The organism is Sphingopyxis jiangsuensis (assembly GCF_016734905.1).
Lineage (GTDB): Bacteria > Pseudomonadota > Alphaproteobacteria > Sphingomonadales > Sphingomonadaceae > Sphingopyxis > Sphingopyxis jiangsuensis.
On the sequence record NZ_JAERPO010000001.1, the window covers coordinates 241591 to 263090 of the forward strand.

At 63.9% G+C, this 21500-nt stretch carries 26 protein-coding genes and 1 tRNA gene; 18 read left to right on the forward strand and 9 right to left on the reverse strand.

Annotated elements, in window-relative coordinates; genetic code table 11:
• Positions 1-18 precede the first annotated feature (18 nt).
• Complete coding sequence (gene glmS / locus JI743_RS01140) at positions 19-1842, forward strand: glutamine--fructose-6-phosphate transaminase (isomerizing) (RefSeq protein ID WP_201925129.1); 1824 nt, start codon at positions 19-21, stop codon at positions 1840-1842.
• The gene (locus JI743_RS01145; RefSeq protein WP_201925131.1) at positions 1839-2252 is read left to right on the forward strand and encodes a GFA family protein; all 414 of its coding nucleotides are present in this window, start codon (positions 1839-1841) and stop codon (positions 2250-2252) included. The genes glmS and JI743_RS01145 overlap by 4 nt, the downstream gene beginning before the upstream one ends.
• 22 nt (positions 2253-2274) lie before the next feature.
• Here the strand turns inward: JI743_RS01145 and JI743_RS01150 are convergent, their stop codons facing one another.
• Complete coding sequence (locus JI743_RS01150) at positions 2275-2463, reverse strand: hypothetical protein (RefSeq protein ID WP_201925133.1); 189 nt, start codon at positions 2461-2463, stop codon at positions 2275-2277.
• Between the two features lie 59 nt (positions 2464-2522).
• Between JI743_RS01150 and JI743_RS01155 the strand changes: the two genes are divergently transcribed.
• Entirely contained in the window at positions 2523-3200 is a 678-nt protein-coding gene (locus JI743_RS01155) for an HAD family hydrolase (RefSeq protein WP_201925135.1), read from the forward strand.
• Here JI743_RS01155 and JI743_RS01160 read toward each other — a convergent pair.
• The 3 genes from JI743_RS01160 to JI743_RS01170 form a co-directional block, all read right to left on the reverse strand.
• The gene (locus JI743_RS01160) at positions 3185-3634 is read right to left on the reverse strand and encodes a DUF411 domain-containing protein (RefSeq protein WP_201925137.1); all 450 of its coding nucleotides are present in this window, start codon (positions 3632-3634) and stop codon (positions 3185-3187) included. The genes JI743_RS01155 and JI743_RS01160 overlap by 16 nt on opposite strands.
• 79 nt (positions 3635-3713) lie before the next feature.
• Complete coding sequence (locus JI743_RS01165) at positions 3714-4730, reverse strand: aldo/keto reductase (protein ID WP_201925139.1); 1017 nt, start codon at positions 4728-4730, stop codon at positions 3714-3716.
• A gap of 65 nt (positions 4731-4795) precedes the next feature.
• Complete coding sequence (locus JI743_RS01170) at positions 4796-5386, reverse strand: LysE family translocator (protein ID WP_201925141.1); 591 nt, start codon at positions 5384-5386, stop codon at positions 4796-4798.
• Between the two features lie 74 nt (positions 5387-5460).
• Between JI743_RS01170 and JI743_RS01175 the strand changes: the two genes are divergently transcribed.
• From JI743_RS01175 to queE, 8 genes are all read left to right on the forward strand, one after another.
• The gene (locus JI743_RS01175; protein WP_201925143.1) at positions 5461-5913 is read left to right on the forward strand and encodes an Lrp/AsnC family transcriptional regulator; all 453 of its coding nucleotides are present in this window, start codon (positions 5461-5463) and stop codon (positions 5911-5913) included.
• A gap of 71 nt (positions 5914-5984) precedes the next feature.
• A complete protein-coding gene (locus JI743_RS01180; protein WP_201925145.1) occupies positions 5985-6983 on the forward strand; it encodes an LLM class flavin-dependent oxidoreductase in 999 nt (332 codons plus the stop codon).
• 94 nt (positions 6984-7077) lie between these two features.
• Positions 7078-8265, forward strand: coding sequence for an aspartate aminotransferase family protein (locus JI743_RS01185; RefSeq protein WP_201925147.1), 1188 nt, complete (start codon positions 7078-7080; stop codon positions 8263-8265).
• On the forward strand, positions 8262-9188 hold the full coding sequence (argF, locus tag JI743_RS01190) for an ornithine carbamoyltransferase (RefSeq protein WP_201927204.1): 927 nt from the start codon (positions 8262-8264) through the stop codon (positions 9186-9188). The genes JI743_RS01185 and argF overlap by 4 nt, the downstream gene beginning before the upstream one ends.
• Positions 9185-10099: an Hsp33 family molecular chaperone HslO gene (gene hslO / locus JI743_RS01195; RefSeq protein WP_201925149.1), complete on the forward strand. Its 915-nt coding sequence runs from the start codon at positions 9185-9187 to the stop codon at positions 10097-10099. The genes argF and hslO overlap by 4 nt, the downstream gene beginning before the upstream one ends.
• Before the next feature lie 188 nt (positions 10100-10287).
• A complete protein-coding gene (locus JI743_RS01200) occupies positions 10288-10647 on the forward strand; it encodes a DUF3617 domain-containing protein (protein ID WP_227339651.1) in 360 nt (119 codons plus the stop codon).
• A 444-nt stretch (positions 10648-11091) separates the two neighbouring features.
• Entirely contained in the window at positions 11092-11784 is a 693-nt protein-coding gene (gene queC, locus JI743_RS01205; RefSeq protein ID WP_201925153.1) for a 7-cyano-7-deazaguanine synthase QueC, read from the forward strand.
• Between the two features lie 3 nt (positions 11785-11787).
• A complete protein-coding gene (queE, locus tag JI743_RS01210; RefSeq protein ID WP_201925155.1) occupies positions 11788-12420 on the forward strand; it encodes a 7-carboxy-7-deazaguanine synthase in 633 nt (210 codons plus the stop codon).
• 2 nt (positions 12421-12422) lie between these two features.
• Here queE and JI743_RS01215 read toward each other — a convergent pair whose 3' ends face one another.
• Both JI743_RS01215 and lipB read right to left on the reverse strand, forming a co-directional pair.
• Positions 12423-12761 carry a hypothetical protein gene (locus JI743_RS01215; RefSeq protein ID WP_201925157.1) on the reverse strand — a complete coding sequence of 113 codons (339 nt, stop codon included), beginning with the start codon at positions 12759-12761 and terminating at the stop codon, positions 12423-12425.
• Positions 12762-12770: 9 nt separating this feature from the next.
• Positions 12771-13424, reverse strand: a complete 654-nt coding sequence (gene lipB / locus JI743_RS01220) for a lipoyl(octanoyl) transferase LipB (protein WP_201925159.1) — start codon at positions 13422-13424, stop codon at positions 12771-12773.
• A 132-nt stretch (positions 13425-13556) separates the two neighbouring features.
• Between lipB and JI743_RS01225 the strand changes: the two genes are divergently transcribed.
• Together JI743_RS01225 and JI743_RS01230 are read left to right on the forward strand one after the other, a co-directional pair.
• Complete coding sequence (locus JI743_RS01225) at positions 13557-14303, forward strand: hypothetical protein (RefSeq protein ID WP_201925161.1); 747 nt, start codon at positions 13557-13559, stop codon at positions 14301-14303.
• Between the two features lie 84 nt (positions 14304-14387).
• Positions 14388-15260, forward strand: coding sequence for a hypothetical protein (locus JI743_RS01230; protein WP_201925163.1), 873 nt, complete (start codon positions 14388-14390; stop codon positions 15258-15260).
• Positions 15261-15315: 55 nt separating this feature from the next.
• Here the strand turns inward: JI743_RS01230 and hemF are convergent, their stop codons facing one another.
• Positions 15316-16176 (reverse strand): oxygen-dependent coproporphyrinogen oxidase, encoded by an 861-nt coding sequence (gene hemF, locus JI743_RS01235; RefSeq protein ID WP_201925165.1) that lies wholly within the window; start codon positions 16174-16176, stop codon positions 15316-15318.
• Complete coding sequence (locus JI743_RS01240; RefSeq protein WP_201925167.1) at positions 16173-16631, reverse strand: tRNA (cytidine(34)-2'-O)-methyltransferase; 459 nt, start codon at positions 16629-16631, stop codon at positions 16173-16175. Before JI743_RS01240 ends, hemF begins: the two co-directional genes overlap by 4 nt.
• Before the next feature lie 219 nt (positions 16632-16850).
• On the opposite strand from JI743_RS01240, the gene petA reads away from it, so the two are divergent.
• Genes petA through JI743_RS01260 form a run of 4 tightly spaced genes read left to right on the forward strand, consistent with a single transcriptional unit; the run spans position 16851 to position 20124 of the window.
• Positions 16851-17408 carry a ubiquinol-cytochrome c reductase iron-sulfur subunit gene (gene petA, locus JI743_RS01245; RefSeq protein ID WP_201925169.1) on the forward strand — a complete coding sequence of 186 codons (558 nt, stop codon included), beginning with the start codon at positions 16851-16853 and terminating at the stop codon, positions 17406-17408.
• 13 nt (positions 17409-17421) lie between these two features.
• Positions 17422-18702: a cytochrome b gene (locus tag JI743_RS01250; protein WP_201925171.1), complete on the forward strand. Its 1281-nt coding sequence runs from the start codon at positions 17422-17424 to the stop codon at positions 18700-18702.
• A gap of 31 nt (positions 18703-18733) precedes the next feature.
• Positions 18734-19543 (forward strand): cytochrome c1, encoded by an 810-nt coding sequence (locus JI743_RS01255; RefSeq protein ID WP_201925173.1) that lies wholly within the window; start codon positions 18734-18736, stop codon positions 19541-19543.
• A 26-nt stretch (positions 19544-19569) separates the two neighbouring features.
• Positions 19570-20124: an adenine phosphoribosyltransferase gene (locus JI743_RS01260; RefSeq protein ID WP_201925175.1), complete on the forward strand. Its 555-nt coding sequence runs from the start codon at positions 19570-19572 to the stop codon at positions 20122-20124.
• Positions 20125-20306: 182 nt separating this feature from the next.
• Here JI743_RS01260 and JI743_RS01265 read toward each other — a convergent pair whose 3' ends face one another.
• Entirely contained in the window at positions 20307-21068 is a 762-nt protein-coding gene (locus JI743_RS01265; RefSeq protein WP_201925177.1) for a DUF1134 domain-containing protein, read from the reverse strand.
• A 246-nt stretch (positions 21069-21314) separates the two neighbouring features.
• Here JI743_RS01265 and JI743_RS01270 point away from each other — a divergent pair.
• A tRNA-Ser gene (locus tag JI743_RS01270) sits at positions 21315-21407 on the forward strand.
• Positions 21408-21500 lie beyond the last annotated feature (93 nt).

Genomic DNA, 21500 nt, shown 5'->3' on the forward strand with positions numbered 1-21500 from the left:
AAAAAGGCTCTCTCATTTATGTGCGGAATCATCGGAATTGTCGGCAAGGACCAGGTTGCGGATCGCCTTGTCGATGGCCTCAGACGCATGGAATATCGCGGTTATGACTCGGCGGGCGTGTGCACGGTCGAGGGCGGGCAGCTGATCCGCCGCCGCGCCGAGGGGAAGCTCGGCAACCTCGTCAAGGAACTGGGCGGCAACCCCGCGCCGGGCACGCTCGGCATCGCGCATACGCGCTGGGCAACGCACGGCGCGCCGACGACGAGCAACGCGCACCCGCACGCGACGCGCGAGGTCGCGCTCGTCCACAACGGGATCATCGAGAATTTCAAGCCGCTTCGCGAGGCGCTCGCGGCGCGCGGGCGCACCTTCGAGAGCGAGACCGACACCGAAGTCGTCGCGCACCTCGTCAGCGAACAGGTCGAAGCGGGCAAGTCGCCGCAGGAGGCGGTGCAGGCGGTGCTGCCGCAGCTGCGCGGCGCGTTCGCGCTCGCGATTGCGTTTCGCAGCCACCCCGATCTGCTGATCGGCACGCGGCTCGGCTCGCCCTTGGTCGTCGGCTATGGCGACGGCGAGACCTATCTCGGTTCCGACGCGCTCGCGCTCGCGCCGTTGACGCAGCAGATCGCCTATCTGGAAGAAGGCGACTGGGTCATCATCACCCGCGAGGGCGCGCAGATTTACGACGCCGACAACAAGGCCGTGACGCGCGAGATCACAACCTCGGGCGTCACTGCCGCCGCGGTCGAGAAGGGCAATTACCGCCACTATATGCAGAAGGAGATTTTCGAGCAGCCGACGGTGGTTGCGCAGACGCTCTCCTCCTACATCCGCCCGCTCGAACAGACGGTCGCGCTGCCGCAGATGGATTTCGACCTCGCGGGAATCGACCGCATCACCATCGTCGCGTGCGGGACGAGCTTCTATGCCGGGATGGTCGCCAAATATTGGTTCGAAACCTTTGCGCGCGTGCCCGTCGACATCGATGTCGCGTCGGAGTTTCGCTACCGCGACCCGGTGCTCCAGCCCGGCGGACTCGCGCTCTTCATCTCGCAGTCGGGCGAGACCGCCGACACCCTCGCGGCGCTGCGCCATTGCAAGGCGAACGGCCAGACGATCGCGGTCGTCGTCAACGTCCCGACGAGCAGCATGGCGCGCGAGGCCGATCTGCTGCTGCCGACGCACGCGGGGCCGGAGATCGGCGTCGCCTCGACCAAGGCCTTCACCTGCCAGCTTGCGGTGCTGGCGGCGCTCGCCGCGCACCTCGCGCTCAAGAAGGGCAGGCTCAGCGCCGAGGAGGAGCGCGACATCGTCCGGCATCTGATCGAGGCGCCCGCCGCGCTCAACGCCGCGCTGAACCACGACGACGACATCGCTGCGATGGCGCACCTCGTCGCACCGGCGCGCGACGTCCTCTATCTCGGGCGTGGCCCCGACTATCCGCTGGCGCTGGAGGGGGCGCTAAAGCTCAAGGAAATCAGTTATATCCACGCCGAAGGCTATGCGAGCGGAGAGATGAAGCACGGCCCCATCGCGCTGATCGACGAGGCGGTGCCGGTCATCGTCCTCGCGCCCAGCGGGCCGCTCTTTGAAAAGACCGTAAGCAACATGCAGGAAGTCATGGCGCGCGGCGGCAAGATCGTCCTGATCAGCGACGCCGAGGGCCTTGCCGAAGCTGGCGACGGCTGCATGGCGACCATCGAAATGCCCAAGGTCCACCCGCTGATCGCGCCGCTGGTCTATGCGGTGCCGGTGCAATTGCTGGCCTATCATGTCGCGGTGGCGAAGGGCACCGATGTCGACCAGCCGCGCAATCTCGCGAAGTCGGTGACTGTGGAGTGACCTGGAACACCACCTGCCACTGCGGCGCGGTCTCGGTGCGGCTCGCCAAGGCACCCGACGAAGTCGCCGAGTGCAATTGCTCGCTCTGTTTCTCGCACGGCATCCTCTGGGCCTATTATTCACCGAAGGATGTTGCGATCGACGGGGCGACGCGGACTTATAACCGCGCCGATCGCGCGAATCCCAATTCGGACCTGCATTTCTGCGCGACTTGTGGCTGCGCGACGCACTGGTCGGCGACCGCTGGGCTGACCGAACGGATGGGCGGTGAGGTCGATATGATGGGCGTCAACATGCGCCTGTTCGCGCCGGAGCGGCTCAGCGGACTCAGGCTCGTTTTTCCCGACGGGCGCGGCTGGTCGGGCGAGGGCGCTTGGGATTATGCGCGCGATGCCGAGGTCATGCGCTGATGGGCCGACGTGCGTGGGCGGGTCATGCGGCCGCATTCGCCTGCGCCAGAATCGACGCCGCGATGTCGTCGATTTCGCCCGCTACCAGCAACGGCGTGCTGCCGACCATGCCGACTTGCGTCTGGCCGTTCTCGGCCGCGCGGAGCCAGGCGACATTTTCGGCAACGACCAGATAATTGCCGCCGCGCGAACTCAAGGAAATGAATTTCATTATGTGTCTCCTGATCCCTCAAGGCTCTAGGCGCCAAATATGAAGAACATGCGATTCTCATGACCCCCACCGCCATCATCTTCGATTTCGACGGCGTCATCGCCGACAGCGAGGTGCGCGCGAACCTGTCGCTGTCGGAAAGCCTGACCGCGATCGGTATGCCCGCGACCTATGAGGAGTGCCTGCGCGACTATTACGGCCATAATTGGCAGGAGACGCAGCGGCGGATCGAGGCGCGGTTCGGGCGGCCGCTGCCGGCCGATTTTCGCGAGCGGCATCGGACGCACGCGCGCGCCAAATATATGCAGGGGTTCGATCCGGTGGCGGGGGTTGCCGCGTTCCTCGACGCGCTGGGGCCGATGCCGCGCGCGATCGCCTCGTCGAGCCGCGCCGAATATATCGACTGGGCGCTCGGTCTGTTCGAACTCGGGCACCATTTCGAAGGGCAGGTCTATAGCGCCGATGGATGGGCGCGCGGCAAGCCGCATCCCGACATCTATCTTGCCGCCGCAAAGGGGCTGGGCGTCGAGCCTGCGCTTTGCCTTGCAGTCGAGGATTCGCCCACCGGCGCACAGGCGGCGCTTGCGGCGGGGATGACCGTCGTCGGCTTTTGCGGTGCGAGCCACATCACCGACCGCGCCGCGCATGGCGCGATGTTGCGCGCGGTCGGGGTGCATCATGTCGCCGAGCGCTTCGACGCGCTCGCGGCGCTCAGCGGGCTTCAGCGCGCGGCATAACTTGCATAGACGCGCGTCCCTGCGGGGCCGAAGGTCATGACCTTAAAGGCATCGCGGCGGTCGCCGAACTCCATGCCCGGCGATCCGGTCGGCATCCCCGCGACCGCCAGTCCCTTCACCCCTTTGGGCTTTTCGCGGAGCAGGCGCGCAATTTCGCGCGCGGGCACATGGCCCTCGATCACATAGCCGCCGACGATCGCGGTGTGGCAGCCGCGCAGGGCGCCCGGGACGCCGTGGCGATCCTTGATCGTCTCCATGTCGGCGGCGTTGACGACGCGCACCGGCGATCCGACCGCCGCCTTCACCCGTTCGAGCCATTGGAGGCAGCACCCGCATCCGGCGTCGCGGAACATCGTCGGGTTGGCGGCGTGCGCGATCCCGGCGGTGGCGCCAAAGGCGGCGAGGGCGAGGAGCGCGCGGCGAACGAGGGTCATGAATTGTCCTTCGGATAGGGGGCAACGCGATTATAGGCGCTGTCGCTGCGGGGGCAATGTGCGGCTTCGTCGTGCGCGCTCAGCCCATCGGATAGAGTATGTCGCGCGTCACCTGGTGGAGCGCGGTCATGATATCGTCGCCGAGCACCAGCTCGCGCGCATCGAGGATCGGCGCAAGCTGCTCGAACCTGCTCACCCCGACGATGGTCGAGGCGACGAAGTCATGCTGTTTCGACCAGGCGGTCGCCATCGTCACCGGGTGCAGCCCGGCGTCTGCGGCGATTCCCAGATAGCGTTCGGTGGCGGCGAGGCTCTTTTCGTTGACGAAGCGGCGACCCATCGCCGCCTGCCGTCCCTCCATCGCCAGATAGCGCGAAAAGCGCGCGCCTTCGGGCGCTGCGCCGTCCTGATATTTGCCCGACAAGACCCCGCCCGCGAGCGGCGAATAGGGGATCAGGCTGACGCCCTCCTTGCGGCACACCTGCTTCAGCTCATCCTCGAAGCGGCGGTTGTTCAGGCTGAAATTATTCTGGATCGTCTGATAGCGCGCGACGCCGAGCCGTTCGGACGCCGCAAGCGCCTTCATCAGCCCCCAGCTCGTTTCGTTCGAGCAGCCGAGGATGCGGACCTTGCCGACGCGGACGAGCTCGTCGAGCGCGTCCATCATCTCGTCATAGGGCGCGTCATGGTCGGGCCAGTGCGTCTGGTAGAGGTCGACATAGTCGGTCTGGAGCCGCGCGAGGCTGTCGTCGATGGCCTGAAAAATATTCTTGCGGTCGAGCGCGGTCATGCCGTGGCGGCACGGCGACTTGAACCAGACGTGGCTCGGCCCCGAAACCTTCGTCGCCATGATGATGGCATCGCGCGGCTTGGTCTTCATCCAGCGCCCGACAATCTCTTCGGTGCGGCCGACCCATTTGGCGTCGGGCGGCACGGGATAGCCTTCGGCGGTGTCGTAGAAATTGATTCCCGCGTCGAGACAGGCGTCGAGGATGCGGTGAGCTTCGGCTTCGTCGGTCTGACTGCCGAAGGTCATCGTCCCCATGCAGATGTCGGACACATGGATGGCGCTCTGGCCGAGGCGGCGGCTTTGCATGGCTTGCGTCTCCGGTCGGGGGGAGGGGAGACGCAGCCATAGGTTGCAGGCCGCAACCTTGCAAATCAGATGATCAAGGCGAGCGATCCGACGAGCAGCGTCGCCATCGTCCAGTTGAAAACGCGCAACCGCACCGGGTTCGACAGCCAGCCGCGCAACGCGGTGCCCATCACGGCCCACAGGCTGGTCGAGGGCAGGTTGATGACGCCAAAGATCGCGGCGACGAACAGCACCGCCGCCAGATTGCGCTCGGGCGCGTAGAGCGCGATCGCGGTCAGCGCCATCGACCAGCACTTTGGATTGACCCACTGAAAGAGCATCGCCTGAACGAAGGTCATCGGCTTGCCACGCGCACTGCCTTCGCCGTCGGGGGCGGCGGCATTGGCGATCTTCCACGCGAGCCAGAGCAGATAGGCGACGCTCACCACCTTGAGCGCCGTGTTGAGCACGGGGAAGGCGTCGAACAGGCCCATCAGGCCGAGGCCCACCAGGACGATCATCAAGGTGAAGCCGGCGCCGACACCGAGCGCGTGCGGCACGGTGCGACGGAGGCCGAAATTGGCCCCCGACGCCATCAGCATCATATTGTTCGGCCCCGGCGTGACCGAGGAGACGAGCGCGAAGGCGGCGAGCGCGGCGAAAGTGGCCTGTTCCATGTGGCGCAATATACTGCACCTCGCGCTGTGAAAGGTTGCGAATATGCCCGCGATTATGGCATAGTTTGCAATCCATGAGCAAAATTGACCATATCGACCGCAGAATATTGCAGGAACTGCGAAGCGACGGGCGCATCGCCAATGTCGAACTCGCCGACCGAGTCGGCCTTTCGCCTTCGGCGTGCCTGCGGCGGGTGCAGGAACTGGAGCGCAGCGGGGTGATCAACGGGTATCGCGCGGTGATCGATCCGGCGAAGGTCGGCCTGACCTTCATCGCCTATGTCGCCGTCGGCCTGTCGTCGCACACCAAGAAGTCGCAGAGCGATTTCGAGGCCGCCGTCGCCGACGCGCCCGAAGTGCGCGAATGCCACAATATCACCGGCACGATCGAATATCTGCTGCGCGTCGAGACCGCCGACCTTGCGGCGTACAAGCATTTCCACACCGAGGTGCTGGGGGTGCTGCCGCAGGTGCATTCGATCACGACCTATGTGCTGATGGACTCGCCGAAGGACGAGCGGGGGTAGGGCCGCTGGGCCTTCGCGGGGGCGACGATGCGTCCTTGAACCGTCGCCCCGCGCACCGCATATCCGGTTTCATGCCGAAACTTTCCTTCCTCGACCTCGTCCCCGTCACCGACCGCGGGACGATCGCCCAGTCGCTCGCCCACGTCGCGGACCTTGCGCGCCACGCCGAAGCGCTCGGCTTTCACCGTTACTGGGTCGCCGAACATCATGGCATGGCGGGGATCGCGAGCGCGGCCACCGCGGTCGTGCTCGCGCATATCGGGCAGGCGACGCGGACGATCCGCATTGGCGCGGGCGGGATCATGCTGCCCAATCATGCGCCGATGGTGATCGCCGAACAGTTCGGAACGCTGGAGGCGCTGTTTCCGGGGCGGGTCGACCTGGGGCTCGGGCGTGCGCCGGGGTCGGACGGCATTGTCGCGCGCGCCTTGCGCCGCAACCTCGCGAGCGACGAGCGGCAGTTCCCGCAGGACGTCGTCGAGCTGCAGGCGTTCCTCGCGGGCGACGACCGCCTCGGCATCCGCGCGGTGCCGGGCGAGGGGACGAAGGTGCCGCTATGGATTTTGGGGTCGAGCCTGTTCGGCGCGCAGCTCGCTGCGGCGCTCGGCCTGCCCTATGCCTTTGCCAGCCATTTCGCGCCCGATGCGCTCGACGAGGCGCTCGATCTCTATCGCCGCCAGTTCAAGCCGTCCGAGCAGCTTGCCGAGCCTTATTCCGCCGCGGCATTCAACGTCTTCGCCGCCGACACGCGCGAGGAGGCCGAGCTGATCGCCACGTCGCAGCAACAGGCGTTCGTCGCGCTGCGCACCGGCAATCCCGGGCGGATGAAGCCGCCGGTTGCCGGCTACAAGGACAGCCTGCCACCCAATGCCCGCGCGATTCTCGATCATGTGCTGCAATGTTCGACGATTGGCACGGTCGACGATGTCGCCGCCGGGATCGACGCCTTTGCCCGGCGCACCGGCGTCGACGAAGTGATCGTCGCCTCGTCCGTCTATGACCATGACGCGCGCAAACATTCGCTGGCGCTGACGGCGGAAGCGGCGCAGGTGTCCGCGCGCGTTGGTTGACGCGGCTTCAGCAGCGGCAGTATAGGGGCGCTTCTGTTGAGGGCGGCCAGCTTGCGGTCGCCTTTTGCTTTTTTTGTTTGGAAAGGTGCTGCCCATGTCGATCACGCCGCTGATGCCCGTTTACCCCCGGTGCGCTGTGCGTCCGGTGCGCGGCGAGGGGGCCTATCTGATCGGCGAGCGAGGCGAGCGCTATCTGGACTTTGCGAGCGGCATCGCGGTCAACCTGCTCGGCCACGGCCATCCGCACCTGACCAAGGCGATCCAGGATCAGGCCGCGACGCTGATGCATGTGTCGAACCTCTATGGGAGCCCGCAGGGCGAGGCACTGGCGGCGCGGCTGGTCGACCATACTTTTGCCGACACCGTCTTTTTCACCAATTCGGGCGCCGAGGCGGTCGAGTGCGCGATCAAGACGGCGCGCGCCTATCATTCGAGCGCGGGCAACGAACAGAAGCACAATCTGATCACGTTCAACAACGCCTTCCACGGGCGCACGCTCGGCACGATTTCGGCAACCAATCAGGAAAAGCTGCGCAAGGGGTTCGACCCGCTGCTGCCCGGCTTTGCCTATGCGCCGTTCGACGATCTCAACGCCGCGCTCGATCTGGTCGACGACAACACGGCGGGTTTCCTCGTCGAGCCGGTGCAGGGCGAAGGCGGCATCCGTCCCGCGTCGCAGCCCTTCCTTCAGGGGCTGCGCGATATCTGCAACAAGCGCGACCTGATGCTGATTTTCGACGAGGTGCAGTGCGGCGTCGCGCGGACGGGCACGCTCTATGCCTATGAACAATATGGGCTGGCGCCCGACATCATGGCGACCGCCAAGGGCATCGGCGGCGGTTTCCCGCTTGGTGCGTGCCTTGCCACCGAAAAAGCGGCGCGCGGCATGGTGATCGGGACGCACGGTTCGACCTATGGCGGCAATCCGCTCGCGATGGCGGCGGGGCAGGCGGTGCTCGACGTGATCCTCGAGGACGGCTTCCTCGATCAGGTCAAGACGACGGGCGAGCGGCTGCGCGGCGCGCTCGAACAGCTCATCCCGAACCACGACCATCTGTTCGAAAGCGTGCGCGGCATGGGGTTGATGCTCGGCATCAAGATGACGTCCGAAAGCCGTTCGTTCGTCGCGCATCTGCGCGACAATCACGGACTGCTGACCGTCGCGGCCGGCGACAATGTCGTACGCATCCTGCCGCCGCTCAATATCGAACAGAGCCATATCGACGAATGCATCGAGAAATTGTCGGCGGGTGCGGCGAGCTATACGCCGCCCGAAGGCTGATGCGGCATTTCCTGAACCTGTCGGACGCCGGCGGCGATGCCGTTGCGGCGATGATTGCCGACGCGATCGACCGGAAGACTGCGCGCCAGGGCTGGCCGAAGGGCAAGCCGGACGCCGATGCGCCGCTTGCGGATCATGTGCTCGCGATGGTGTTCGAAAAGAATTCGACGCGCACGCGCGCTTCGTTCGACATCGCCATCCGTCAGCTCGGCGGCAGCGCGATGGTGATGGATGCGGGGTCGATGCAGCTCGGCCGCGGCGAGACGGTCGCCGATACCGCGCGTGTCCTGTCGCGCTATGTCGACGCAATCATGATCCGTACCGACGACCATGCGAAGATCGAGGAACTCGCACAGCATGCGACGGTGCCCGTAATCAACGGACTGACCGACCTGTCGCACCCCTGCCAGATCGTCGCCGACCTGCTCACGATCGTCGAGAGCGGCAAGGCGCTTCCGGGGCTTGAGATCGCTTGGCTCGGCGACGGCAACAATGTCCTCACCTCGATCATCGAGGCAGCGGGGCTGTTCGGTTTCAACGTCCGCGCGGGCTGTCCGCAGGGTTATGAACCCGATCCCGCCTTTGTCGAGGCGGCGCGCGCGAAGGGCGCCCGTATCGACGTCGTTGGCGACGCGCGCGAGGCGGCGGCGGGCGCAGATATTGTCGTCACCGACACCTGGGTGTCGATGGGGCAGGATCATGCGCACAACAAGCTCGCCGCCATGGCGCCCTTTCAGGTCGATGAACGACTGATGGGGGTTGCGAAAGGCGATGCGGTTTTCCTCCATTGCCTCCCTGCGCATCGCGGCGAAGAGGTGGTCGATGCGGTGATCGACGGGCCGCAGTCGCGCGCGTGGGACGAGGCGGAGAACCGCGTCCATGCGCAAAAATCGGTCCTGTTGTGGGCATTGGGCAAGCTGTGAGCGAAACGATCGAAACCTGGTTCGACCAGCCTCTGGTCTTCACCATCGCGGCGCGGCACGTGCGCGGGCGCCTTGTGCGCCTCGGGCCGGTACTCAACACGATCATGGCAGCGCACAGCTATCCGCCGGTCGCCGAAAAGCTGCTCGCCGAAGCCTTGGTGCTCACCGTGCTGCTCGGCTCGACGCTGAAGGACGAAGGCGGGCAACTGACGCTTCAGGCGCAGACGGGCGGCGGGCCGGTCGAATTGCTGGTGTGCGATTACAAGGGCGGCGAGCTGCGCGGCTATTTGAAGTTCGATGCGGAAAAGCTGGCTGAAATCGGTCCCGATCCGACGTTGTTTGCCCTTTTTGGCGAAGGCTTCCTGGCGATCACCTTTGATCAGGCGACCACCGGCGAACGCTATCAGGGCATTGTTCCGCTCGAGGGATCGTCGATCGGCGACGCTGCCGAACATTATTTCGAGCAGTCCGAGCAAATCCCGAGCCTGATCAAGCTCGCCGCGCGTCACGATGCAGAGGCGGGATGCGTTGCGGGCGGGCTGTTGGTTCAACATCTCCCCGAAGGCGAAGTCGGACGCGACCGCCTGCATGTCCGACACGACCATCCCGAATGGGAACATGCGCGCACGATTGCGGCGACGCTGAAGGATGAAGAGCTGACCGATCCGGCAACTTCGCTTGAAACGCTGGCGTGGCGGCTCTTTCACGAAGACGAGGTGCGGGTCGAAGCAGGCGTCACAGTGTCGCGCGGGTGCCGGTGCAGCGTCGATTATTTCGCGGGCGTTCTGGCGCAATTTCCCGACGGCGAGCGCCGCGACATGGCCGATGGCGACGGGAAAATCGTCGTCGATTGTGCCTTTTGCTCGCGCATTTTCCCGATCCCCCTCGACGAGATATCCGGCCAGAATTGACGCGGCGCATGTGCCGAAATGGGCGACCAGTCGAGCGTTTCCGACGCCAGGCGGTTGAAACGCCGCGAACGAATTGCTAAATCCGGTCGCGGGCAGGGTCGCTTTTCGTCCGCCGCTGTGCGGCCAGAGGATCAATTGTAATGGCGATCTTTTCTCCCATGTTTCGGTGCCTTCTGACGGCGTGCGCGATGGCCGGGGCGACGGCTGTGCCCGCGCAGGCCCCTTCGCTCGCGATGCTCGACCGGCTGGAAAAGGGAAGCTGGCAGTTGCGCGAGCGCGGCCAGCAGAACGCGGTTTTGCAGACCTTCTGCCTCGGCGACGCGCGCAGGCTTATCCAGATCCAGCACCCGCGCTCGAACTGCTCGCGCTATGTCATCGAGGACAAGCCCGATTCGGTCACCGTCCATTATACCTGCCCCGGTGCGGGGCATGGGCGGACGACAATCCGCAGCGAAACCAACCGCCTGACACAGATCGATACGCAGGGAATTGCCGACGGCCGCCCCTTCTCAATGGCGATCGAGGCGCGGCGCACCGGCGGTTGCTGACCTGCGCGGCGGGTAATGCCAAATTAACCAAAGGCGGTCTATTCGGATTGCAGGCGCACCGATGTGTGCCCTTCTCCCAAGGGTCAGGACCCATTAATTACGCGTTCGAGGTTTGAAGCGATTTTGTTCAGTGCGAGGAGGCAAGGCGACGGAATATGTCGATATTTCGAGGCTTGCCGACGAAGCAATGGACAAAATCGGTCAAATCCCGGAGGGACGCCGAAATGGCTTCGATCTCGCGCCCGCGCGGCCTTGCGGGTAGCGATGCTACCCGCTGCACCCGCCCGGACCCGATATCTTCGCCATTTCGACGCCTCGAACGCGTAATTAATGGGTCCTGACCCTAACGGCATATGCCGAACTGGGCCGTGCGGATGAAACTGCGCGGCCCGTTTCTTTTGCGCCGCCCTTGCACAGCGCTTCGCGCGGTCGTATCGGGCGCCGATGCAGGATCTGGCTGGAAAAACGCTGATCGTCCTCCTGTCGGGAGGGCTCGACTCGATGGTGTGCGCGGGGCTTGCGCGCGAAGCCGGCGCGCGCATCGTCGCGCTGACGATCGATTATAATCAGCGCCACAGGGTCGAACTCGAATCCGCCGCGCGAATTGCCGAGGCGGTCGGTGCGGCCGAACATATCATCCTTCCGCTCGACTTGCGCCGCTTTGGCGGATCGGCGTTGACCGCCGACATCGACGTGCCGAAGTCCGGAGTCGGAAACGATATTCCAGTGACCTATGTTCCGGCGCGCAACCTTATCTTCCTTTCGCTGACGTTGGGGCTCGCCGAGGCACGGCACGCCGCGGACATCGTGATCGGCGTGAATGCACTCGATTATTCGGGCTATCCCGATTGCCGTCCGGAATTCATCGCCGGTTTTCAGGATCTGGCGCGGCTGGCGACGCGCGATGGCGACCAGGGCGTCGCCTTTCATATCCACGCGCCGCTGCAACATATGACCAAGGCCGACATCGCCGCGGAGTCGGTGCGGCTAGGCATGGATGCGGGTCTGAGCTGGTCCTGCTATGATCCAGCGCCGAACGGCTTGCACTGCGGACTGTGCGATAGCTGCCGCTTGCGCCGCAAGGGCTTCGCCGATGCCGGGCTTTCCGATCCGACCCGTTACGCCGCAGAGGTCTGAACGATGGGCTATGCGGTCAAAGAGATATTCCTGACGCTGCAGGGCGAAGGCGTGCAATCGGGACGGCGCGCCGTCTTTTGCCGCTTTGCCGGGTGCAATTTATGGACCGGGCGCGAGCAGGACCGTGCGAATGCCATCTGCAAATTTTGCGACACCGACTTTGTCGGAACCGACGGGACGCTGGGCGGGAAATATGCCGATGCGGCGGCGTTGGCCGATGTCATCGCTGCCTGTTGGGGCGATGACCGGGGCGACCGCTATGTCGTGCTGACTGGCGGCGAACCGATGTTGCAGGTCGACGATGAACTGATTGCCGCCTTGCACGATCGCGGCTTCGCCATTGCGATAGAGAGCAATGGGACGATGGCGGTTCCGCGGAGCATCGACTGGATCTGCATCAGCCCGAAGGCGGGCAGCGCGCTCGTCCAGACGAGCGGCGACGAACTCAAGCTTGTCTGGCCGCAGCCCGGAAGCGATGTCGATGCGCTCGCGACGCTCGATTTCGCCAATTTCCTCATCCAGCCGCTCGATGACGCCGAAGCCGCCGCCAATGTGGAGGCCTGCATCGCGCTGGTCATGCGCGACCCGCGCTGGCGGCTTTCGCTGCAGACGCACAAGAGCCTGGGGCTGCGCTAGGCCTAGTTTTTGGCGGGCTCGGGCGCGGCTTTTTTGGCGACCGACCCCGAAATGGTTTCGCCTTCCGTTTCGGATGTGACGTCGCCTTCGCCTTCGGTGTCTGCTTCGCCGGATTCTTCGGTAGCCGACGCGTTGCTGTCCGTCTTTGCGCTTGCCTCGGGATCGCTGTTGTCGATGGCGGTGCCGTCGCTGCGCGCATCGTCGAGCAGGATCATCGAATCGCTGATCGTGCCGGGCTGAACCTCTATGGCATCGAGCTTGGTCGCGGTCTTGTTATCCGCATCGCCGCCGCATCCGGCGAGCGCAAGCGCAAGGGTCGAAATGATGAAGGAGCGGGTCATGCGCGGTTCCTAATCACTCGCCGGCAACTTGTCGAGGAAGCCCGAAAAATGCGCAGACAGCGCGGCATCGACGGCCGCAAAGCTCGCGTCCTTGCCCAGCGCGGCAAGGCTGGTCACGGGGAATTCGGCGAGACCGCAAGGGACAATCCCCCCAAAATGCAACAAATCCGGCGCGACGTTGAGCGAAAAACCGTGGAGCGTAACCCAGCGCCGGACGCGAACACCGATGGCGCCGATCTTTGCCTCGCGGCCCTGTGCATCGTCGGTCCAGATGCCGATCCGGCCGTCGGCGCGGCGCGCCTCCACGCCCAAGTCGGCAAGCGCATCGATGACCCATCCTTCGAGCGCCGCTACAAAGGCGCGCACGTCGCGCCCGCGCCGTGCAAGGTCGAGCTGGACATAGCCGACGCGTTGCCCCGGGCCGTGATAGGTATAGCGCCCCCCGCGCCCCGCATCGTAAACCGGAAACCGGCGGTCCAGCAGCTCGGCGGGGTCGGCGCTCGTCCCCGCGGTATAGAGCGGCGGGTGCTCGAGTAGCCAGACGCGTTCGCGTGCGCCGTCGGTGCGGATTGCGGCGGCGCGGTCCTCCATATCGGCGAGCGCCGTCCCATAATCGGTCAGCCCTTCGGTAACGGTCCATTCGGGGGAAGAAAGCGCGTTCATGGCGCCGGTTTCCTGCCGTGTTGGCGCGCGCGGCGCAAGGGGGGATGGGAGCGGTTGCAAACGGGGGTGGACAGATGGCCAATTGCCCGTCACCTTCGCGCAAAATCAGGGGATTAGGATGAAGGGGTATCGATGCCGAAATTCGACATGGGCGCGGCGTGGGACGACAGTCTGAATCTCATGAAATCGCACAGCGCGCTGACTGGTACGATCGCAGCCTTTTTCCTGTTCCTGCCGACGCTGGCAGTGGCCTGGTTCGGGCCACTCGCGACCGAACCTGCAACAGGCGCCGACTTTGCCCAGATCATGGAGGTGTTCCAGAGCAATTTTCGCGCCTTTCTGCCGTATCAATTGGCGATCACGCTGTTCACCATTGTCGGCACCGTCGCTATCCTGCGGCTCTGGCTCGCCCGCACCGGGACCAGCGTCGGCGAGGCCTTGACCTTTGCGTTGATGCTGTTCCCGACGATGGTCGCCATTCAGATATTGTCAGGGATAATGCTGGGCATCGGGTTCCTTTTGCTGCTCATCCCCGGCCTGTATCTGCTCGGTCGGCTGGCGCTGGTGGCACCGGCGGTCGCCGACCGCGGGCTTTATAATCCGCTGACGGCAATTGGCGAAAGCTGGCGCCTGACCGAGAATAACGGTTGGGCCATCTTCTTCTTTCTCTTCCTCGTCGGGGTCGTGATCCTGATCGCGGCGCTGATCGTCGGCGGCGTGGTCGGCATCGCAACGAGCGGCGGCAGCGACTTGGCGCGGATCGTGGAAGGCCTGGTTGAGGCTATTTTCGCGGCGGCGGGCAGTTTCGTATCGATCGCAATTTCAGCGGCCGCCTATCGCCAGCTCGCGGCTAGCAACCTGCCGAATGTTTTCGATTAAGGCGCTGCCAACACGACGACCGCGCACCAAGCATAAGGGGTAAATAACGAAGAAGATCGGTAATTTAACCAAAGGGGGAATGTCATGCACAAGATGAGTATCGGAGCGGCTTTCTCAGAGACATTTGCGTTTCTGAAGGCCAACTGGACGCAAATGCTGATCTATATCGGGGGGGCGTTGGTGTTGCTCGGGATTCTGGGTTACCTGATGCTGGGGGCGACCTTTGCCGCGATGGCCTCGCCGACCGCCGATCCCTCGGTGGCCTTTGGTGCCGTGGGCAGTATTGTCCTCTTTGCATTGCTGGCCGCAATCATTCTCTATGCGGCCTGCATGCTTGTGTGGCGGGGTGGCCTGCATCCCGGTGAGGCACCAAATTTCGGCTGGGCGCTGCAAGCGGGGCCGGCATTTGCGTTTGGCATGTTCGTCGTGATGATCGCTGCCTATGTTGTGATCCTGGTAATCTCGTTCGTCCTGATGCTGATCTTTGGCGCGGCGTTCGGGCTCGGCGGCGGGCTGTCGCCCGATGCGCTGCAATCGGGAGCGGTCGGCGGCGGAGCGATCGTCCTGCTCGTCCTTTTCTATATTGCCATCCTGTTGTTCATGCTGTGGGTGCAGGCACGCTTTTCGGTGGCCGGTCCGGTCATGGCCGACCGGCTGACGCGCAACCCGGTGACGGGGCTGTCCGAATCGTGGCGGCTGACGGGGACGTCGCAGTGGGTGATCGTAGGCTTCTATGTCCTGTTCACGCTTATGACGGTGGCTTATATGTTCGTCGTCGGGCTGGTGCTTGGCGGCATCATGGGAGCGATGATGGGCGGTTCGGGCTTTGGCAGCATCGTGGCACTGATAATCTCGGCCATCGTCATCTATCTGCCGCTCCTGCTCATATCCTTTTCGATACCGGTCGGCATTTATCGCGCTCTTTCGCCGAAGGCGGCGAGCGACGTTTTCGCCTGATCCGATCATAACGAAGCATAGGAAGGGCGTCCCTGCGGAGGGACGCCCTTTTCTTTTACCGCCATTTCGCTTGCGGCGGCAGGCTCATCAAGATCGCCTCGATATTGCCGCCGGTCTTGAGCCCGAACAGCGTTCCGCGATCGTAGACAAGGTTGAATTCGGCATAGCGCCCGCGCCAGATGAGCTGCTCTTCGCGCTCCTCGTCGGTGAAGGGCGTGTCCATCCGACGCCGAACGATCTGCGGAAAAATATCGAGGAACGCCTCGCCGACCGCCTGCGTCAGCTGAAAATTGCGGTCAAACTCGGCATCGTCGCCGCATTCGAGGTGGTCGTAGAAAATGCCGCCGACGCCGCGGTGAACCCCGCGATGCGGGATGTAGAAATAGTCGTCGGCCCATTTGGCGTAGCGTTCGTACACGTCGGGACCGAATGGCGCGCAAGCCGCGCGCAGCCGCGCGTGAAAGGCGTCGGTGTCTTGATTGTAAGGAATCGGCGGGTTGAGGTCGGCGCCGCCGCCGAACCAGCGCCGCGTCGTTACAAGGAAGCGCGTGTTCATATGGACCGCGGGGACGTGCGGGTTCGCCATATGCGCGACAAGGCTGATTCCGGTCGCAAAGAAGCTGGGGTCTTCGCCCGCGCCATGGATCGATTGCGCGAATTCGGGAGAGAAATGGCCGCCGACGGTCGACACATTGACCCCGACTTTCTCGAAAACCTTGCCCGTCATTACACCGCGCACACCGCCGCCACCTTCGCCGGGTTCGATTCCCTCGGCCTCGCGGTCCCACGGCGTATAGGTAAAGCGCGCGTCGCTTCCCGCTTCTGCCTCGATCGCTTCGAACGCCGCGCAGATCCGGTCGCGCAGCGATTCGAACCAGTCGCGGGTTGCCTGTTGCTGGGGGTCGAGCGAAATCATGCTTCAAAGCCTTTCGTCTGCCTGAGAGCCTCGGCGAGCGCGATGCCAGCGGCGACGGCGACATTCAAGGACCGAAAGCCGGGACGCATCGGAATGACGACGCGCGCCTCGGCCGCTGAATGAACCGCTGCGGGCACTCCCGCGGATTCGCTGCCCAGCAGCAGGACGTCCCTGGGGGTGAAAGCGAAGTCGGTCAGCATTGTTGCCCCGCGCGTGGTCATCAACACAAGCCGCGCACCTTCGTCCCGCCGCCATTGTTCAAACATCGACCAGTCGGCATGGCGTTGCACATTGGCGCGTTCGGCATAGTCCATACCGGCGCGTTTGAGTGCGGCGTCGGAAAAGGGAAAGCCGCAGGGCTCCACGATATGCGCAGGCGCGCCAAGGCAGGCGGCGGTCCGCAAGATTGTCCCGACATTGCCGGCGATCTCGGGCTGATAGAGGGCGATTTCCATTGGCGTGCCATAGCCGCGGCGGCGAGCGGAATCGAGGGGAGGGGCATTGGTCCAAGGACGTCGCCAAAGAAGCGGAAATTGCCTGTTGGCAAGCCCCGGATGTGCGGCTATCAGGCCCGCAATTCCCGGAGGGGCCGCCGGGCCGCGACGCTTTGCGTGCGCGAACGGGGGCCGGAAATCCGAGAGATCTTTATCGTTCACCCATACAAGGGCAATCGAATGGCCAGTGAATCCGAAGCCACCGCCACAATCGAGGACGGCGTTCGCCGCCGCGATTTCATCAACATTGCGGCGGTGAGTTTTGCCGGCGTCGGTGCCGGTGCGGTCGTTTTGCCGTTGGTCGCGCAGATGAACCCCTCGGCCGACGTGCTTGCGCTGTCGTCGACCGAAATCGACATTTCGGCAATCGCGTCGGGGCAGGCGATCAAGACGAGCTGGCGCAAGCAGCCGGTGTTCGTCCGCAACCTGACCCCTGCAGAAATCGAGGAAGCGAACCGCGTTCCGATGGGCGACCTGCGCGACGCCGAAACGCTCGCTGACCGCACCAAGCCGGGCAAGGAAAACTGGCTGATCACGCTGGGCGTTTGCACCCACCTCGGCTGCGTGCCGCTCGGTGCGGCAGAGGGCGAGAACCGCGGCGATTTCGGCGGCTATTTCTGCCCGTGCCACGGGTCGCACTATGACACGGCGGCCCGTATCCGTAAGGGCCCCGCGCCGACGAACCTTGTCGTGCCGCCCTATGATTTCACCAGCGATACCGTCGTGACGATCGGCTGAGGAGCGAGATAAGATGAGCTTTCCCTGGGCCAAGAACTACGAACCGCAGCAGCCGCTGATGAAGTGGCTCGACGAGAAGTTGCCGCTTCCGCGCCTCGTCTATAATGCGATCGGCGCCGGATATCCGGTCCCGCGCAACCTCAATTATTTCTGGAACTTCGGCGTCCTCGCGGGCGCTGCGCTGGTCATCCAGATCATCACCGGCGTCATCCTCGCGATGCACTATGCCGCCAATGCCGGCGTCGCTTTCAATTCGGTCGAGCACATCATGCGCGACGTGAATTCGGGCTGGTTCATCCGCTACGCGCATATGAACGGCGCGAGCATGTTCTTCATCGTCGTCTATCTGCACATCTTCCGCGGCCTTTATTACGGATCGTACAAAGCGCCGCGCGAGATGGTGTGGCTGCTCGGCGTCGTGATCTTCCTGCTGATGATGGCGACCGCCTTCATGGGCTATGTCCTGCCGTGGGGCCAGATGAGCTTCTGGGGCGCGCAGGTCATCACCGGCTTTTTCTCGGCGATACCGGTCGTCGGCGAGCCGATCCGCGTCTGGCTGCTCGGTGGTTTTGCGCCGGATAACGCCGCACTCAACCGCTTCTTCTCGCTGCACTATCTGCTGCCGTTCGTGATCGCAGGCGTCATCATCCTGCACATCTGGGCGCTGCACATCCCGGGATCGAACAACCCGACGGGCATCGAGGTCAAGGACGAGCAGGATACGGTTCCGTTCCACCCCTATTACACGGCAAAGGACGGTTTCGGGCTGGGCATCTTCCTGATCGTATTTGCTGCGCTGACCTTCTTCACGCCGAACCTGCTTGGCCACGCCGACAATTATATTCCGGCGAATCCGCTTTCGACACCCGCGCACATCGTGCCTGAATGGTATTTCTGGCCCTTCTATGCGATCCTGCGCGCCTTCACCTTCAACTTCCTGTGGATCGACGCAAAGCTGTGGGGCGTCATCGCGATGTTCGCGGCGATCGCGCTGCTCTTCTTCCTTCCGTGGCTCGATAGTTCGCCGGTGAAGTCGTCGACCTATCGTCCGCTGTACAAGAAGTTCTTCTGGGTGTTGGTTGCCGACGTGCTTCTGCTCGGCCTGTGTGGCATGAAGCCCGCCGAACAGCCGTGGGTGATCCTGAGCCAGATCGGGTCGATCTATTACTTCGCCCATTTCCTGATCATTCTGCCGATCGTCTCGCGGATCGAACGTCCGCTGCCGATGCCGAATTCGATCACGGAAGCGGTCCTCGCAAAGCATGCCGACGACAAGTCGGCGGCCACGGCCTGAGCGCCGGACTTTAATAGGAGCTGATACAGCCATGGTTCGTCCGCTCGGTTTTCTCGTCGGCCTGGGCTTCATTGCCGCGCTGGTGCTCGCGATCTTCACGACGCCGCTCAAGAATGAGCCCAATGTCGCCTATTCCTTCGTCAAGCATCCCAAGCATCTCAAGCTGGCGAGCGATGGCGTCGCCCCGCATTGGGACGTCGCCCAGCTCCAGCGCGGGATGCAGGTGTATCGCGAAGTCTGTTCGGCGTGCCACAGCCTGAACCTCGTTGCGTTCCGCAACATCGAGGATCTCGGCTACACCGAAGGTCAGGTGAAGACATTTGCCAAAAGCTTCCAGGTGCCGTCGGTCAACCCCGACACGGGCGAACCGGCGACGCGCGACGGGCTGCCCTCGGACTATTTCCCGGCGCCTTATGCGAACGAAGTTGCCGCGCGCGCAGCGAACAATAACGCGGTTCCACCCGACCTGTCGCTGATCACCAAGGCGCGCGAAGGCGGCAAGGACTATATCTATTCGCTGCTGACCGGTTACCAGAACCCGCCGGCGAACCTGCCGAAGGAGCTGCAGCCGGGCGCGGGTCTGCACTTCAACCCCTATTTCCCGAACCTCAATCTCGCGATGGCAAAGCCTCTTGCGGACGGTCAGGTGACCTATGCCGACGGGACCACTGCGTCGGTCGACCAGATGGCAAAGGACGTGACCGCGTTCCTCGTCTGGACCGCCGAGCCCAAGCTGGTGACGCGCGTGTGGGCGGGGTGGGCCGTGCTGGGCTTCCTCGTGATCTTCAGCATCCTGACCTATTTGTCGTACCGCAACATCTGGGCCGACAAGAAGCATTGAGCGGAGCGGGAAGGGCGACCGACACGATGATCGCCCTTCCTCCGCAACCCGACCTCGACCTTGCGGCGCTGGTCCGCACGATCCCCAACTTTCCGAAACCGGGCATCCAGTTTCGCGACATTACCACGCTGATCGGTCATGCGGCGGGCTTTGCCGAAAGCGTGCGTCGCCTGAGCGCGCGCGCCGAAACCTATCGTCCGGATTTCATCGTCGCGGTCGAGGCGCGCGGGTTCCTCTTTGGCGCTGCAATGGCGAGTGCGATGGGGCTCGGCGTGGTGCCGGTGCGCAAGGCGGGCAAGTTGCCCGGCGTGACTATCGGCGTCGATTATGAACTCGAATATGGGGTCGACCGGCTCGAACTGCACGAAGGCGCCGTCGAAGCCGGGCATCGCGTGGTCCTCGTCGATGATCTGCTCGCAACGGGAGGAACGATCCTCGCGACGGCCGAACTGATGCGTGCTGCAGGGGCAGAGGTCGCTGCGGCGCTGTTCGTCATCGACCTGCCCGATCTGGGGGGCGCACGGCGGCTGAACGAGGCGGGGCTGCCTTGCGAGACGTTGATCGCGTTTGATGGCGATTAGTCGCGCGTCAGCTTTAGAGCGGCGAGCGTACCAAGGCTGATCTCGTCATTTCCCCGAATATGGGAACGACGAAGCGTGGACCGAAATGGTCGACATCGCTCGTATCCCTTCCTTAGACGCGCGCAAAGAAAAAGCCCGGGCCGAAACCCGGGCTGTCGCCCCGCTGGCCAACGCGTCAAAGGTTAAAAGGGTATCCAGTTCTGCTTCTTGCGGATCTTCATATAGCCGACATTGGCGCCGAGCCGCGCGCCGACCCCGACGCGGATCGGGATAAGCACCACATCGCCGCGGCGCAGGTAGCTCGCGTTGAAGCCGCCGACCAGATAGGCCGCGCCTTCGCCGGCGGGGAAGCGCTTGTAGATGTCTTCGGTGTCGAACAGATTATAGACGAGGACGAAGGTATTGCCCGCGTTGGCGCCCGCATCGAAACCGATCGAGGGGCCGGTCCAATAAGCGGGCTTTTCGCCCTCGATCTTGTGGTGGAGTGTGCCCGAGCCATAGCGCAGCCCGATACCGAGCGCACCGCCCGCCTCGCGGCCGACGATATAGGCGTTGGGTTCGCCCTGCTTGCGCAGAATATCCTCGATCAGACCCGCGAGACCCTGCGCGCCCTTGCCGAAGACACCTTCGGCCGCGCCGATCAGGTCGTCCTCCTTATAGGTCGACCCGTCATTCGCGGCCGTCGTCGTGGCGGGCGCGGTTGCCTCCGGCGTTGAAGGCGACAGATCATATTGCTCGTCGCCCGTCGCAAGGGCGCTGTCGAGTGCACGATCATATTCGGGCGCGCTTGTCGTGGGGGGAGGGGGCGACGGATTGTCGAGATCGGCATCGATCGCGACATTGGGATCGACCTCGGTCATTTGCGCTGCCGCAGACAGCGGCGACAGTGCAAGGCCGACGGCGCCGATGGCGGCGACGGCGAATTTCGATAGCGTCTTACGCATTTGATCCCCCAGGATAGTCAGCATGCGGGCCCAAGCCCGGCCTCGGCGTCAATCATGACTCGCTTTGCGCGCCGGGCAATGAACGGGCGATGACCCGAGTCGATTTTGCGCCGGGTTGAATCGATTTGACGACGAAATGACGGGAAAAAGACGAAAAGCACCCGATGTTAGGCGTTGCGGCGCATGCCAAGCGTGGTTATAGCGGCCCGCCTGAGGCCAGCCTGCCGTTAGCGCGGCAGACCATGCGGAGACGTGGGTGAGTGGCTGAAACCAACGGTTTGCTAAACCGTCGTACTGGTAAATCCGGTACCGAGGGTTCGAATCCCTCCGTCTCCGCCACTTCTTTTTTCGCACCGATCAAGCCTGATCCGCCCCCCCCAGAAGCCCGGGGTTTGTTGGCGAGGCCATTCGACGAAATTCGCGGGACGTTGC